We start from the raw sequence: 13,950 nt of genomic DNA, 5'->3' as shown, positions 1-13,950 counted from the left end.
CGCACCCGCCAGACCACGCAGCGCCCGCCGCCCACGCCGACGCCGCACCCGCCGCACCCCGCGCCACCCAGCCGGGACCCAGCGAGCGACCGCCCCCGGGCGTAGCGTGCACGGCATGGCAGCACCCGAGGTCCGGAACGACACCGACAAGCAGCAGTACTCCCTCGTCGAGGACGGCGACGTGATCGGCTTCGCCGCGTACGAGGTCGACGGCGACGAGATCCGCTTCGTGCACACCGAGGTCGACCCGGCGCACCGCGGTGGCGGACACGCATCGATCCTCGTGCAGCACGCGCTCGACGACGTCCGGTCCGGGTCCTCGCTCCGTGTCGTGCCGCAGTGCAGCTACGTCCACGCCTGGATCGAGCGCCACCCGGACTACCAGGAGCTCACCACGCGCTGACGCGCACCGGGACCGGTCCCACTGACGACGCCCTGACGAACCGAGCGGTCGTCCGCGGTCACCCGCGCGGCGCCGGCGACCGGCAGGTCCGGTCCACCGGCACGGCTCGGTCCGTCAGCGGTCCCCCGCGACCGGGACGTCCCACCAGGAGGGCTGCTCGTACTGCTCGGACCACCCGCGGCGCATCCGGGTCGCAGCCCGGTCGAAGGCGTCGACCAGGTCCGTGTCCGCGGTCAGCAGTGCCTGCAGGCGGAGACCGTCGTGGAGCGCCAGCAGCTGCTGCGCACCCCGGACCGGGTCCATCGTCCCCGGCTCCCGGCCGTCGCGGACGTCGGCGGCGAGACCGTCCCGGATCATCTGCCGGAACCGTCGGTACGTGGACCGGTGGTAGTCGGCGCCGTCCGCCGTCGGGTCGGCGGCCGACGCGAGACTCGCGGCGAGGAGCTCCATCAATCCCGGCTCCTCCGCCTGCGCCGCCAGCAGGGCGTGCAGGAACGCCACCGTGCCCTTCTCCGCGATCAACGGCGCCAGCGGCGCCGAGATCGCCTGTGTCCACCGCTCCACCGTCGCCGCGAGCAGCGCCGCCTCCGACGGGAACACCTCCCGCACTTCGGCCACGTCCATGCCCGCGCGCTCAGCGGCGACCTCGAGGGTGAACCTCGTGACGCCGCCGTCGTGGAGCGCGGTGATCGCACCGTTGATCGCACGCGTCCGCGGGGCTTCGTCCGCTTCGGCGGTCTGGCTCGTCAACGGGGCGAGCGGGTGCTTCCGGAACCACTCGAGCAGTGCACGGGCCCGGGTCACCCCCACCGACGGGTCGAGCGCGTGCTCGGGGGCGAACAGGTCGCTGAAGCCCGGGACCTGCTGCATCAGCGGATCCAGCGGTTGGAACGCCATCGACCAGTCCGGGAACGACCGCTGCCGGACCGACTCGTCCGCCAGGACACGGACGTTCGTGTGCCGCGGGTCGGCGCGCACCTGCTCGAACCGCGCGGCGACGGTCTCGTCGTCCCCCTCGAGGATCCCGAGGCAGTTCTCCTCCTTGTGCGCGAGGATCCCGGTCACCCCGAGGGCGGTGTTCTTCTCCCGGCCCACCGCGAGGATCTGTGCGAGCTCGGTGTCCGTGATCGGACGGGTCTGTGTGCTGGTGTAGACGATCGAACGCATCAGTCCTGGTCTCCCTCGCTCGCCGGAACGCGTCGCCCTGTCGAGTGAACCCCTCTGTCCGTCGCCCCACAACCCCTGCGGCCGTGGACGGGGAGATCGGTCGCCCGCCCCGTCTGCTCGCGCGTGCTCAGTACGAGCGGTCGTGCGTCCCGACGCGCGCTTCGTGCCGACCGGCGCTCCGCACCGTCGGCACCCGGATGAGCACGCTCCCGCTGAGCAGGTCGTGGTCGTCGTCCGCCGGTGTCGGTGCCTCTCTCGGGAGGCGCGACTGCCGTTCGTACTCGGCCTGCGTCTCGTGACAAGTCGGCGCGAACACCTCGTCCATCATCCCGATCGCACCACCGGATCCGCCGCTGCGCGTGGACTTGTTCGACAGGTCGATCCACCCCACGCGGTCGGCGATCCACACCACGACGGCCAGCGCGGCCACCGCCCCCAGGAAGATCAACCAGTTCACGGCAGCGACGTTACGTGGCGGACCGCGACGGGACATCCGCCGCGCGGGTGATGTGCGCCATCCGCAGGTCGGGTGCACCGAGACGTGCTCCGCACCGTCCCCTGGCCTCCACGGACCCGGCGGTGCCAAGATGACGACGTGCTCGACGACGCAGACCGTGACCTCATGCGGGCGATCGCCCGCTACATCGACCACGCGAACGAACTCGCGGGGTCCGAGCAGCAGGCGGTCCTGACGCCGCTCGGCGAGCGGGTGCGGGACCACCTCGGCGTCGACCCGCGATCCGTCCCCGTCGTGACCGAGGAGCTGCCGGACCACCGGCTCGTCGACGCGGACGTCGCCCTCGCGGAGCTCGCGGGGGACGACCCCGACGCCCTCCTCGGGATCGCCGGAGACGACAGTCGGTTCCACAGCTCGGTCAGCGAGTTCCTCGCGAACCCGAGCACCCGGTGGGCCGTCGGCCCGGTGAGCTACTCGGACCGGGCGACGGGACCAGACGACACCCGTCGCGTGGTGTCCTTCGGGCTCCGACTCCTGACGTTCGACGGCGAGCGGATCGCGGTCGTGCAGCGGTCCGCCAAGCCGGAGTACGGCCGCGGGAGCGCGACGATCGAGGTCCTCGGTGCGGACCAGGACGTCGTGGCCGCGTTCCTGCGCCGGTTCCGCGCGCTCATGATCGAACGCAGCGTGCTGCGGGGGCAGGTGCTGTCCTTCGTGCCGTCCGAGTACGGCGCGGATGCCGGCGCGACCTTCCTGCGCCGACCGGACGTCACCGCGGACGACGTCGTGCTCGCCGACGGCGTGCTCGACGAGGTCGTCGACCACGTCGTGGGGATCGGCGAGCAACGCGAGGCGCTCCTCGCCGCCGGACAGCACCTCAAGCGCGGGGTCCTGCTCTACGGCCCGCCCGGTACCGGGAAGACCCTGACCATCCGCCACCTGCTCGCCCGCACCGAGGGCGTCACGGCGGTCCTGCTCACCGGGTCGAGCATCGCCGCGATCGGAGCCGCGGCCGAGATCGCCCGGACGTTCCAGCCGTCACTCGTCGTGATGGAGGACATCGACCTCGTCGCGATGGAGCGCCACAGCTCCCCGCAGCCACTGCTGTTCGAGGTGCTCGACGCCCTCGACGGTCTCGACGGCGATGCCGACGTCGCGTTCGTCATGACGACGAACCGGGTGTCCGTGCTCGAACGGGCCCTGGCGGACCGCCCCGGCCGGGTGGACCTGGCGGTCGAGATCCCGCTGCCGGACCTGCCGGAGCGCACGCGGCTCTTCCGCCGGTACGCCGGTTCGCTGCCGTACTCCGACGACGCCCTCGCGGTGGCGGCGGAGCGCGCCGCGGGCACCACTGGCTCGTTCGCGAAGGAGCTCATGCGCCGGAGCGTCCTCGCCGCCGCCCTGCGCGGAGCGGAACCCGACGACACCGACCTGCTCTCGGCACTCGATTCGCTGTTGACCGAGCGGAGCGCGCTGACCCGCAAGCTGCTCGGCACCCGTTCCGACGACGACACCGACGAGCCCAATGAGGATGAGGACGAGGACGAGGACGAGATCACCTTCAGCGGTTCGTACATCGCGCCGGTACAGCCGATTGCCCTCCGCACGGACCAGCCCGCGGGCGGCGTCGACCTCGTCCTCCGCGATCCCGAAGACGAGGACGATCAGCCCGGGTCGTGACTCGAACGTCCGATCACGGCACGCGCTCGAGCCACTCCTTCGTCGCGAACTTCGACGCCACGAGCTCCTGCGCCCGCCGCCGCTCGTCCGCCGTGACGTGCCCCTCGGTCGCACCGTACAGCTTCGTGAAGGTCGCGATGAGCCGCTCGATGACCTCGGCGCGGGGCAGCCCGGTCTGCGAGCGCAGCGGGTCGACGCGCTTCGCAGCCGAGGTGGTGCCCTTGTCGCTCATCTTCTCGCGGCCGATGCGCAGCACCTGCACCATCTTCTCGCCGTCCATGTCGTAGCTCATGGTGGCGTGGTGCAGCAGCGCGCCGGTGCCGAGGCGCTTCTGTGCGGCGCCGCCGATCTTGCCCTTGGTCGAGGTGATGTCGTTGAGCGGCTGGTAGGACGCCTCGATGCCGAGCGACTTGAGCGCCTCGATCACCCACTCGTCCAGGTAGGCGTACGAGTCGGCGAAGGTCATCCCCTGCACCAGGTCGGTCGGCACGTACAGCGAGTACGAGATGACCGCCCCGGCGTCCATGAACATGGCGCCGCCGCCGGAGATGCGCCGGACGACCTCGATGCCGAACTTCTCCGCGCCCTCGGGGTCGACCTCGTTCTTGAGCGACTGGAACGACCCGATGACGACGGCGGGCTGGTCCCACTCCCAGATGCGCAGGGTCGGACCGCGGCGGCCGGCGCCGACCTCCTCGGTGAGGACCTGGTCGAGCGCGAGGTGCTCGTTCGGGCTGATCGGACCCTCGTGCACGATCTCCCAGGCGTAGTCCTGCCACGACGACGCACGCGAGAGCGCCCGGCGGACGGCGACCCCGACGGCCTCGGGCGTGAACCCGAGCAGCACGGCATCGGCGGGGAGCGCGGCGCGGACGGCCGCGGCGATGCCGGCGGCGTCCGTCGTCGCGGGCAGCCCGTTCACGGCGTCGTCGATGCGGGCCAGCGCGTCGTCCGGCTCGAGGAAGAAGTCCCCGGCGAGCCGGAACTCCTGGACGTCCCCGTCGACCACCTCGAGGTCGACGACGACGAGCTTGCCACCTGGGACCTTGTACTCACCGTGCACGCCCCGAGCCTACGCCCGCGCACACGGGTCCTTGCCGGTCCACGTCGCCCCGGTCGCCGTCACGCACCCGCCTGCCGGACGGGAGGCCCGTGTCGGCCCCGCCACGGGCCTCCCGTCCGTCGTTCCCTCCCATCGCACCCGCGGTGGGAAGCACTTTCGCGCGTAGGAGGCCGGAAGTTCCTGCTCACCACGCGCGATCCGCCCTCCCATGCGCGGAACAGCCACCCACGCGCGAAACTGCACCTGAGCGGAACACCCACCCACGCGCGGAACAGCACCCGCGCGGAACAGCCCCCTACGCGCGCGCCGCCACCCGGTCCAGCCACGCGACCAGGTCCCCGACGACCTCGTCGCGGTTGGTCTCGTTGTAGACCTCGTGCCGCGCGCCCTCGTACACCTGCACGGTCACGTCGGAGAGCCGGCCGCGTCGGCGGTACGCATGCGCCAGCCGCTCGACCGAGCGCGGCCCGCCGAGGGTGTCGTCGGACCCGACCTGCAGCAGCATGGGCAGGTCGTGCGGGATCCCCCGTCGCGGCACGCCGAGCAGCCGCAGGGTGTCGGGCAGGCCGAACAGCCCGATGACGTCGGCCTCGACCGCGAGCGGGTCGAGCGCGATGGCGTCGATGATCGACCGGTCACGGGTGAGCCACTCGTACTTCGTCGGCCCGGAGCCGGCATGCCGGGCGTTGAGGTCGCCGCCGTTCATCCAGCCGGGCAGCCGGTACGCGGTGGCGGAGAGCACGACGCCGTCGTACGCCTCCGACGCCGTGTTCACGATCCGCTGGGCCATCAGCGATCCCCACGAGTGGCCGAGCAGGACGAGCGGGACGCCCGGGGTGTCCGCACGGGCGACTTCGCCCATCTGCTCGACCGCGGCGATCGCGGCGCGCAGTCCGCCGGGGCCGAGCCGGCCGAGCTTCGCGTGGTCGCCGTCCCACTGCCCGAGGCCGGTGCGTCCGTGCCCCCGGTGGTCGTTGGCGTGCACGGTGTACCCGGCACGGACCAGGTCCTGCGCCAGCGGCTCGTACCGCAGCCCGTGCTCGCCGACCCCGTGCGCGATCTGCACGATGCCCTTCGGCCGTGCCGCGCGCCAGGTCGAGTAGACGATCTCGACGCCGTGCGCGTCGGTGAACGAGGCGTCGCCTCGGGCTGCGGAGAACGTGGGCACGGCCACATCTTCGCAGACGCACGAACCCGCCGACCTGTTCACCCGGCGTTCACGCGGCGGGGTCCGAGCGGGCCTAGCGTCCTCCGCATGGACGTCCTCGTCATCGTCGTGCTGGTGATCGTGGTGGCCCTCGTGTTCGACTTCACGAACGGGTTCCACGACACCGCCAACGCCATGGCCACGTCGGTCGCCACGGGTGCGCTCAAGCCCCGGACCGCCGTGCTCATCTCCGCCGTCCTCAACGTGGTCGGCGCGTTCCTGTCCACCGAGGTCGCCAAGACGGTCTCGCAGGGCATCATCCGCGAGGGCGAGAGCGGCATCGCGATCACCCCGACCATGATCTTCGCCGGGCTCGTCGGGGCGGTGCTCTGGAACCTCGCCACGTGGTACTTCGGCCTGCCGTCGTCGTCGACGCACGCACTGTTCGGCGGGCTCATCGGCGCCTCGATCATCGGCGCCGGCATCGACTCGGTGAGCTGGTCGACGGTGGTGTCGAAGGTCGTGCTGCCGGCCGTGCTCTCCCCGGTCATCGCGGGCGTCATCGCGCTCGTGGCGACCTACCTGGCCTACGTGCTCACGAAGAACGCCACCACGCACGGTGCCGCGACGGGCTTCCGGCACGGCCAGACGATCTCGGCGTCGCTGGTGTCGCTCGCCCACGGCACGAACGACGCGCAGAAGACGATGGGCGTCATCACGCTGACGCTCATCGCGGCGAACTACCAGGACGCCGGCACCGGTCCGGCGCTCTGGGTGATCCTGGCCTGCGGGCTGGCGATCGGCCTCGGCACCTACACCGGGGGCTGGCGGATCATGCAGACGGTCGGCAAGAAGATCTCCGACGTGCAGTCGCCGCAGGGCTTCGCCGCCGAGACGAGTTCCGCTGCGACGATCCTCGTCTCGTCGCACCTCGGCTTCGCGCTGTCCACGACGCACGTCACGAGCGGGTCGGTGGTCGGCTCCGGGCTCGGCAAGAAGCTCGCTGACGTGCACTGGTCGGTCGTCGGGCGCATCGTCGTCGCGTGGGTCGTCACGTTGCCGGCAGCGGCGGTCGTCGGGGCCCTCGCCACCGCCGTGGCCGCGAGCTCTACGGTCGGCCTGGTCGCCGTCGTGGTGCTCGGCCTCGCCGCCGGGCTGACCTTCTGGTTCCTCGCACGGCGCAAGCCGATCTCGCACGAGGACGTCACCGCCGACGACACCGCGGACCAGCCGGCCGCGGTCGCGAACTGAGGAGGACGACGATGGACATCGACTTCACCGCCATCGCGACGGTCGCCGTCGTGGGGTTCGTGGCGGCCGTGGGTGTGGTGCTCGTGTACACGCTCGGCCTCCGCCTGCTCGGGACGGGCCAGCCGGTCGACGCCGGCGGCGAGCGCACCCGGTACGCACAGGAGACGCCGCGGTCCGGCCACACCCCGCCGGCCGCGCTGGCGGGCGCGGTGGTCTGCTTCGCGGTCTGCGTCGCGGCGGTCCTGACCGGGATCTGGCTGACGATCCCCCAGTCCCACTGACGGCGGACGTGCGGCGACTGCGATGATCGAGGGGTGCCGACCACCCACCGCCTCGAGTCCACCGCCGACTCCGCCGTCGACGTCCTGACCGCCGAGCGCCGGCCGGTGCTCACCGTCGCCCCGGGTGACACCGTCACCGTCCACACCCTGAGCGCCGCCGGGTACACGGAGCGGCAGCCGGCACCGGGCGTCGACGCCCCGACGCTCATCGACCCGCGCCGCGGCCACTGCCTGGTCGGCCCGATCGCGGTCACGGGCGCGCGGCCGGGGGCGGTCCTCGCGGTCCGGTTCGACGACCTCGTGCCGGACGACTGGGGCTACACCGGCTCCGGCGGGGTGGACACCCCGGTGAACCGGGCGCTCGGGCTGACCGACCCGGCGTCCCGCGGTCCGCTCCTCTGGGACATCGACCCGGAGCGGGGCGTCGCCGTGAACCAGCTCGGGCTGGGGGTCCGGACCGCGCCGTTCCTCGGCGTCGTCGGGCTCCCGCCGGAACCCGCGGGCGAGCACTCCACGATCCCGCCGCGACCGCTCGGCGGCGGGAACATCGACTGCCGCGAGCTCGTCGCCGGCTCGACCCTGTACCTGCCGGTCACGGTGCCGGACGCACTGCTGTCCGTCGGCGACGGGCACGCGGCGCAGGGCGACGGCGAGGTCTCCGGCACCGCCGTCGAGTGCGGCATGACCACGACGATGACGCTCACGCTCCTCGACACGGCTCCGGTCGAGGGCGTGCACGCGGACACCCCGGCGGGCCGGATCACCTTCGGCTTCGACGCCGACCTGAACGCCGCGACCGCGACGGCCCTCGACCGCATGGTCGACTGGATCGTCGCGCTGCACGGCACCAGCCGTGCCGAGGCGCTCGCCATGGCGAGCGTCGCGGTGAGCATGCGGGTGACGCAGGTCGCGAACCGCACCTGGGGCGTGCACGCCCTGCTCCCCCACGACGCGATCCTGACGGGTGCCTCGCTGACGGACGCGCGGCACTGACGGACAGGAGGCCCGTCGAACGCGAGCCGACCGGCGCACGCTGGGCGGGCCTCCCGTCCGACCACCGCGCGGCGCGCGTCAGTGTGCGGAGCTGCCGCCGTCGACCAGGTCGCCTCCCGGACCGGTGGGCCGACAAGCAGTTCGTTCGCTGAACTAATGAGCTAGACTAACGACCCGTGACCGACGCCACCGACCTCCGCATCGCCGTGAACCGGCTGTCCCGGACGCTCCGCGCGCAGAAGGCCGACGCCGCCGTCACCGACGCCCAGTTCTCCGCCCTCGCACGACTGCACCGCGACGGCGCGATGACGCTCGCCGAGCTCAGCCGCCAGGACGGCGTCACCCCGCCGTCGATGACCCGGACCGTCGCGGTGCTCCTCGAGCGCGGACTCGTCTCGAAGGGCAGCCACGACGACGACCGCCGCAAGGTGGTGCTCGGCGCGACGCCCACCGGAGCCGCCCTGGTCGAGGAGACCCGACGACGCCGCGACGGCTGGCTCACCCCGCGGCTCGCCGCACTCACCCCCGCCGAGCGGGCGACCCTCGCCGACGCCACCGAGATCATGAGGAGGCTGGCCCAGTCGTGAGCGCCATGTTCCGATCCCTCGCCGGCCGCAACTACCGCATCTGGTTCGCCGGCGCCCTGGTGTCCAACGTCGGCACCTGGATGCAGCGCACCGCCCAGGACTGGATCGTCCTCACGCAGCTCTCCGACGACGACGCCGTCGCGGTGGGCATCACGATGGCGCTGCAGTTCGGCCCGCAGCTGCTGCTCCTGCCACTGACCGGACTCGTCGCCGACCGCTTCGACCGACGGCGCACGCTCATGCTGACCCAGGCGCTCATGGGGCTGCTCGGCCTCGGGCTCGGCGTCATGGTCCTCACGCACACCGCCACCCTGCTCGCGCTGTACGGGTTCGCCCTGGCGCTCGGCGTCGTCGCCGCGTTCGACACCCCGGTCCGACAGGCGTTCGTCTCCGACGTCGTGCAGGGCGAGCACGTGGCGAACGCCGTCGCCCTCAACTCGGCGTCGTTCAACGCGGCCCGGCTCATCGGCCCGGCGGTCGCGGGCGTGCTCATCGCAGCGATCGGCTCCGGCTGGGTCTTCGTCATCAACGCCGGGTCGTTCCTGGCGGTCCTCGTCGCGCTGCGCTTCGTCGACCCGGCGCAGCTCGCCGAACGGGTGCGGGCGAAGCGCGGGAAGGGGCAGGTCGTCGCCGGCTTCCGCTACGTGCGCACCCGGCCGGACATCGTCGTCGTCCTCTGCATGATCTTCGTGGTCGGGACCTTCGGCGTGAACTTCCCGATCTTCACCTCGACGATGGCCCGGGTCGAGTTCCACCAGGGGGCCGGCGAGTTCGGTCTGCTCAACTCGGTGATGGCGATCGGCTCGGTCGCCGGAGCCCTGCTGTCGGCGCGACGGGACCGCCCGAGGATGCGCACCCTCGTGCTCGCCGCCGGCGGCTTCGGCCTCGCCTGCACCGCCGCCGCCCTCGCGCCGACGTACTGGACGTTCGCCGTCGTGCTGGTCTTCGTCGGGCTCGCCGCCCTGACGTTCATGACGACCGCGAACGCCCTCGTGCAGACGACGACCGAACCGGTGATGCGCGGCCGCGTCATGGCGCTGTACATGGCGATCTTCGCCGGCGGCACCCCGATCGGCGCCCCGATCGTCGGCGCCGTCGCGGACGCCTGGGGCCCGCGGTGGGCGATCGCCGTCGGTGCCGCGTCGGGCTTCGTCGCCCTGGCCATCGCGATCGTGTGGCTCGTCCGGTTCCAGCACCTGCGGCTGCGGTACGACGCCGACAGCCGGCTGCGCCTCGCCGTCACCGCTTCCGTCCCGGTGCTCGACCCCGCGACCCGACGGGCCGCACTGCGCGCAGAGCTCGAACGCGACGAGGCCGTCACGGACCGCTCCAGCTCCGTCTGACCGCTCGGTGCGCCCGGCCTCGGTGCGCCCGGTGCGCTCGGCCTCGGCGCGCGCGGGTCAGTGCGCGGGGGCGGACACGGCGAACACGCGTTCGTCGAGCGCCACCATCACCCGGTCCGCGGCCGCGGCGATGTGGGCACCCGCCTCGCACACGACGTCGAGGGCCGCGTCCACGGGCACCGCGTCGAGCCGGGCGCGCGCCTCGACGAACCCGGCGACCTCGTCCTCGACACAGGACGGCGCGAGGTCGTCGAGGCACTCGGCGGCACGGTGCACGCCGAAGCGCAGCGAACGGGGGCTGTGCGCGTCGAGGAGCAGGAACGCGGCGGCCTCGACCGGCACCGGCGCGTGGTCGCGACCGCGCAGGAAGGCCTCCCCCGCGCCGCAGGCCCGGAGCGCCGTCGCCCACGAGGTGATCTCCCCCGACGCGATCAGCCCCGAGGCGAGCAACCGCGCCGTCGACGCGCACCGGGTGAGCGAGCGACCGAGCGTGAAGAACTCCCACACCTCGTCGCGGCTGGCGTCGCCCTCGACCACCCCGATCGCCAGGGCACTGCGCTCGCGCACCCACGACAGGAACTCGTGCGCCCGGTCCGGCGCGACCTTCCGGGGCATCCGCGACCGGGTGACGTCGAGGCAGTCCCAGAGTTCGCTCGAGACGACCTCGCGCGCGCGGCGGGCGTGGTCGCGCGCGACCGCCACGGCGGCCGCGATCGAGGCGGGTTCGTGCCGGTCGAGCGCCAGACCGTCGATCGTCGTCGCGCGGTCGGCGTCGTCTCCGGGACCGGCGGCGCCCACCACCGACCGGAGCTCGGCCGCGACGAGCCGGTCGTCCTCGACGGTGCCGGGTTCGCGACGCGCGACGTACACGTCGAGCAACCGGGCGACGACGTCGGTCCGCTCGACCGCGCTCCCCACGTGGAAGACGTTGCCCGCGAGACGGCTCAGCACGGCTGCTCCTGCATGCCCAGAACCTAACGAGTGGGCGTTGCGGGAGTGTTTCCGGACCGCGTCACGGGTGTTGCGGCTGTCCCGAGCCCGCGCTCGCTAGACAATCTAACTAGAGCGTCTAGCATTGAACCATGACGTCCGAGGTGATGACCGGCACCGCGGGGTACTGGTACAAGGACTCCGGGGTCGCCGCTGTCGACGTGTTGAACGCGCTCCGCCGCTACCGCAGCGCCGAGAGCGCGGCGCAGCGCCGTGCGCGAGAGGCGCTGGGCATCGGCGAGAACGCACTGCTCGCGCTCCGCATCCTCATCGACGCCGAGCACGAAGGCCGGTCGATGAACGCGAAGGACCTGGCCGAGCGGCTCGAGATCACCGCCGCGTCGACCTCCGCCCTGGTCGACCGGCTCGTCCGCAGCGGCCACGTCGAACGACACCCGGACCCGAACGACCGTCGCGGGGTCATCCTGACCGCCACCGGTACCTCGATGCGGGACGCCCTGCGGGTGATCGAGGAGCTCGACAACCGCGCGCTCGAGGTCACCGAGCACCTGCCCGTCGACGAGATGGCGGTCGTCGTGGAGTTCCTCGACGAGATGGTGCGCGTGGTCGAGGACGCCGACACGGGCGACCACGCCTCGCGCGCGTAACCTGCTCTCCATGGAGCCTCGCCGCACGCACGACCCCGAGGACGACATGCCGCTCGCCGAGCTCGACGCGCGCGCCCGAGCCGAGGCGGCGCTCCGGCGGATCGAGCGCGGGGCGGATCCCACCCGCGAGGCCTTCGACCTCGCGAACACGATGAACGACGAGGCCGTCGGACGGCTCGCGAAGCGTCTGCGGGAGCTCTTCCGCCGGAGCTGAGCGAGGCCCGGGTCAGAACGCGGTGCCGACCGCCGCGATGTCGTCGCCGCCGTGCCCCGCGGCACTCGCGTCCGCGTAGACGCGGCCGAGCGCCTCGAGCACCGTGGTGGAGACACCGGCGTCACGCGCGGCCTCGGTGATGAGCCCGATGTCCTTCCGGAGCCCGTCCAGCGCGAACTGCGCCGGGAACGCCCCCTCGAGCATCGCCGCACCCTTCGTGTGGGCGTACGCCGAGTCGCTCGCGCTGCCGTCGATGGCCTCGAGGAAGAGCGCCGGATCCAACCCGAGCCCCCGCGCGACCGCGAGCGACTGCCCGGTGGCCGCGGTGATGGAGGCGATCCAGGCGTTCGCGGCGAGCTTCAGTGCGGTGCCGGCTCCGACGGCATCCCCGGCACGGACCGTCTTCGCGCCGACGGCGTCGAGCACGGGGTCGACCCGGTCGAGCACGTCCGAGGGTCCCGCCGCGAGCATCGTCAGCGTGCCCTGCTCCGCCGGGGCCTTCGTGCCGAGCATCATCGCCTCGACCAGGGTGATGCCGTACTTCGCGGCGAGCTGCACGATCGTCTCGGTGCCGGCGACCCCGACCGTCGAGCACTGCACCCACACGGCGTCGGTCGGCGCCTCGCCGGCGGCCTGCTCGAGCACGTCGACGACCGCGTCGGTGTCGAAGAGCGTCAGCAGCACGACCTCGGCGCGCTCGACGGCACTGCCGGGGTCGTCGGCGACGACGGCTCCCCGGTCGCCGAGCGGAGCGGCCTTGTCCGCGCTCCGGTTCCAGACCGTGACCTCGTGGCCCTCGCGGAGCAGCGACCCCGCGACCCCGGCCCCCATCGCTCCCGTCCCCAACACCGTCACTCGCACGTGCGTCTCCGTCCTGCCGCGACGCTCGTGCCACGGCCGGTCAGACGGTACGCGCGCCGGACCGGGGCGGTGCTCGGCGAACGGTCGCGGGCTAGAGCAGCCCGCGGTCCCGCAACCAGACCGCCGGGTCGACCGGGGAGCCCGCGACGATGACCTCGAAGTGCAGGTGCGGACCGGTCGAGACGCCGGTGCTGCCGACCGCGCCGAGCCGCTGGCCGGCGGCGAGCTGCTGGCCGGCGCGCACGTCGATCGCGGACAGGTGCCCGTAGCGGGTCTGCAGGCCGTCCTCGTGCTGCACGACGACCTGGTTGCCGTAGCCGCCGAGCGGCCCGGCGGACGCGACGTGACCGGGCAGGGCGGCCACCACGGTGGTGCCCGTGGGCGCCGTGAAGTCGATGCCCTGGTGGACCGTCGAGCAGGCCGCGCACCCGGCGACCCACCGCGACCCGAACCCGCCGGCCGCGGGGACGGTGCCGACGGTGGGGCGTGCGGCGATCGCTGGCCCACCCGGCGCGGAGCGGACCGAGACCCCGGGCGCACCGACGACGGAGAAACCGTCGCGGTCCGCACTGGTGCGGCCAGCACCGTCGGCGACGAAGGTCTGCACGAGGTGCATCGAGGGCGCCTGCTGGTCGGTGGCCGCCACCGCGGTCTGCGGGGACCCGACCGTGACGAACAGGCAGGCGAGGGCGGCGGCAGCCGAGACCGGGAGCGTGCGCCGGAGCGGCCCGCGGAAGCAGGACGTCACGGGAGCCGGCGCGTTGCGCCCGGGTGGGGTGGAAGCCGGGGTGACGGGAGGGGACACCGCCACCCCGGCGGTTCGGGAGGCGTCCCGCCGGACCCGGTGCCGTGCAGCTCGGGCCGGGGACGCCGTGGTCCTGTTCGCGGCCCGCCGCTCGGCACCG

16 protein-coding genes are annotated in these 13,950 nt (G+C 73.0%); 9 read left to right on the top strand and 7 right to left on the bottom strand.

The features are described from left to right. The first annotated feature begins 115 nt into the window (after positions 1-115). A complete protein-coding gene (locus DEI99_RS02930; RefSeq protein WP_111041888.1) occupies positions 116-403 on the top strand; it encodes a GNAT family N-acetyltransferase in 288 nt (95 codons plus the stop codon). A gap of 114 nt (positions 404-517) precedes the next feature. Here DEI99_RS02930 and DEI99_RS02925 read toward each other — a convergent pair whose 3' ends face one another. Next, positions 518-1,570 carry a BLUF domain-containing protein gene (locus tag DEI99_RS02925; protein WP_111041887.1) on the bottom strand — a complete coding sequence of 351 codons (1,053 nt, stop codon included), beginning with the start codon at positions 1,568-1,570 and terminating at the stop codon, positions 518-520. A gap of 127 nt (positions 1,571-1,697) precedes the next feature. Continuing rightward, positions 1,698-2,027: a hypothetical protein gene (locus DEI99_RS02920; RefSeq protein ID WP_111041886.1), complete on the bottom strand. Its 330-nt coding sequence runs from the start codon at positions 2,025-2,027 to the stop codon at positions 1,698-1,700. Positions 2,028-2,165: 138 nt separating this feature from the next. Between DEI99_RS02920 and DEI99_RS02915 the strand changes: the two genes are divergently transcribed. Continuing rightward, entirely contained in the window at positions 2,166-3,707 is a 1,542-nt protein-coding gene (locus DEI99_RS02915; RefSeq protein ID WP_111041885.1) for an AAA family ATPase, read from the top strand. A gap of 13 nt (positions 3,708-3,720) precedes the next feature. On the opposite strand, the gene lplAB is transcribed toward DEI99_RS02915, so the two are convergent. Further along, a complete protein-coding gene (lplAB, locus tag DEI99_RS02910) occupies positions 3,721-4,770 on the bottom strand; it encodes a lipoate-protein ligase LplAB (protein WP_111041884.1) in 1,050 nt (349 codons plus the stop codon). A 295-nt stretch (positions 4,771-5,065) separates the two neighbouring features. After that, complete coding sequence (locus DEI99_RS02905) at positions 5,066-5,938, bottom strand: alpha/beta hydrolase (protein ID WP_111041906.1); 873 nt, start codon at positions 5,936-5,938, stop codon at positions 5,066-5,068. Positions 5,939-6,025: 87 nt separating this feature from the next. Between DEI99_RS02905 and DEI99_RS02900 the strand changes: the two genes are divergently transcribed. From DEI99_RS02900 to DEI99_RS02880, 5 genes are all read left to right on the top strand, one after another. Next, a complete protein-coding gene (locus tag DEI99_RS02900) occupies positions 6,026-7,168 on the top strand; it encodes an inorganic phosphate transporter (RefSeq protein ID WP_111041883.1) in 1,143 nt (380 codons plus the stop codon). Positions 7,169-7,179: 11 nt separating this feature from the next. Further along, the gene (locus DEI99_RS02895) at positions 7,180-7,449 is read left to right on the top strand and encodes a hypothetical protein (protein ID WP_111041882.1); all 270 of its coding nucleotides are present in this window, start codon (positions 7,180-7,182) and stop codon (positions 7,447-7,449) included. A 33-nt stretch (positions 7,450-7,482) separates the two neighbouring features. Beyond that, positions 7,483-8,442, top strand: coding sequence for an acetamidase/formamidase family protein (locus tag DEI99_RS02890; protein WP_220037152.1), 960 nt, complete (start codon positions 7,483-7,485; stop codon positions 8,440-8,442). A 176-nt stretch (positions 8,443-8,618) separates the two neighbouring features. Next, the gene (locus DEI99_RS02885; RefSeq protein ID WP_111041881.1) at positions 8,619-9,029 is read left to right on the top strand and encodes a MarR family winged helix-turn-helix transcriptional regulator; all 411 of its coding nucleotides are present in this window, start codon (positions 8,619-8,621) and stop codon (positions 9,027-9,029) included. Then, entirely contained in the window at positions 9,026-10,372 is a 1,347-nt protein-coding gene (locus DEI99_RS02880; RefSeq protein WP_502867011.1) for an MFS transporter, read from the top strand. The genes DEI99_RS02885 and DEI99_RS02880 overlap by 4 nt, the downstream gene beginning before the upstream one ends. Before the next feature lie 57 nt (positions 10,373-10,429). Here the strand turns inward: DEI99_RS02880 and DEI99_RS02875 are convergent, their stop codons facing one another. Beyond that, positions 10,430-11,323 (bottom strand): alpha-E domain-containing protein, encoded by an 894-nt coding sequence (locus tag DEI99_RS02875; RefSeq protein WP_111041879.1) that lies wholly within the window; start codon positions 11,321-11,323, stop codon positions 10,430-10,432. A gap of 131 nt (positions 11,324-11,454) precedes the next feature. On the opposite strand from DEI99_RS02875, the gene DEI99_RS02870 reads away from it, so the two are divergent. Together DEI99_RS02870 and DEI99_RS02865 are read left to right on the top strand one after the other, a co-directional pair. Continuing rightward, entirely contained in the window at positions 11,455-11,970 is a 516-nt protein-coding gene (locus DEI99_RS02870) for a MarR family winged helix-turn-helix transcriptional regulator (RefSeq protein ID WP_111041878.1), read from the top strand. Between the two features lie 10 nt (positions 11,971-11,980). Next, positions 11,981-12,184, top strand: a complete 204-nt coding sequence (locus tag DEI99_RS02865) for a hypothetical protein (RefSeq protein ID WP_111041877.1) — start codon at positions 11,981-11,983, stop codon at positions 12,182-12,184. A 12-nt stretch (positions 12,185-12,196) separates the two neighbouring features. Here DEI99_RS02865 and DEI99_RS02860 read toward each other — a convergent pair whose 3' ends face one another. Further along, a complete protein-coding gene (locus DEI99_RS02860; RefSeq protein ID WP_258369413.1) occupies positions 12,197-13,045 on the bottom strand; it encodes an NAD(P)-dependent oxidoreductase in 849 nt (282 codons plus the stop codon). 91 nt (positions 13,046-13,136) lie between these two features. Continuing rightward, positions 13,137-13,793: a M23 family metallopeptidase gene (locus DEI99_RS02855; RefSeq protein WP_181434449.1), complete on the bottom strand. Its 657-nt coding sequence runs from the start codon at positions 13,791-13,793 to the stop codon at positions 13,137-13,139. Positions 13,794-13,950: the final 157 nt, after the last annotated feature.

It is taken from the genome of Curtobacterium sp. MCLR17_036 (genome assembly GCF_003234445.2).
GTDB lineage: Bacteria > Actinomycetota > Actinomycetes > Actinomycetales > Microbacteriaceae > Curtobacterium.
Note: the sequence above shows the minus strand (reverse complement) of the source record. Positions and strands in the feature narration are given on the sequence as shown.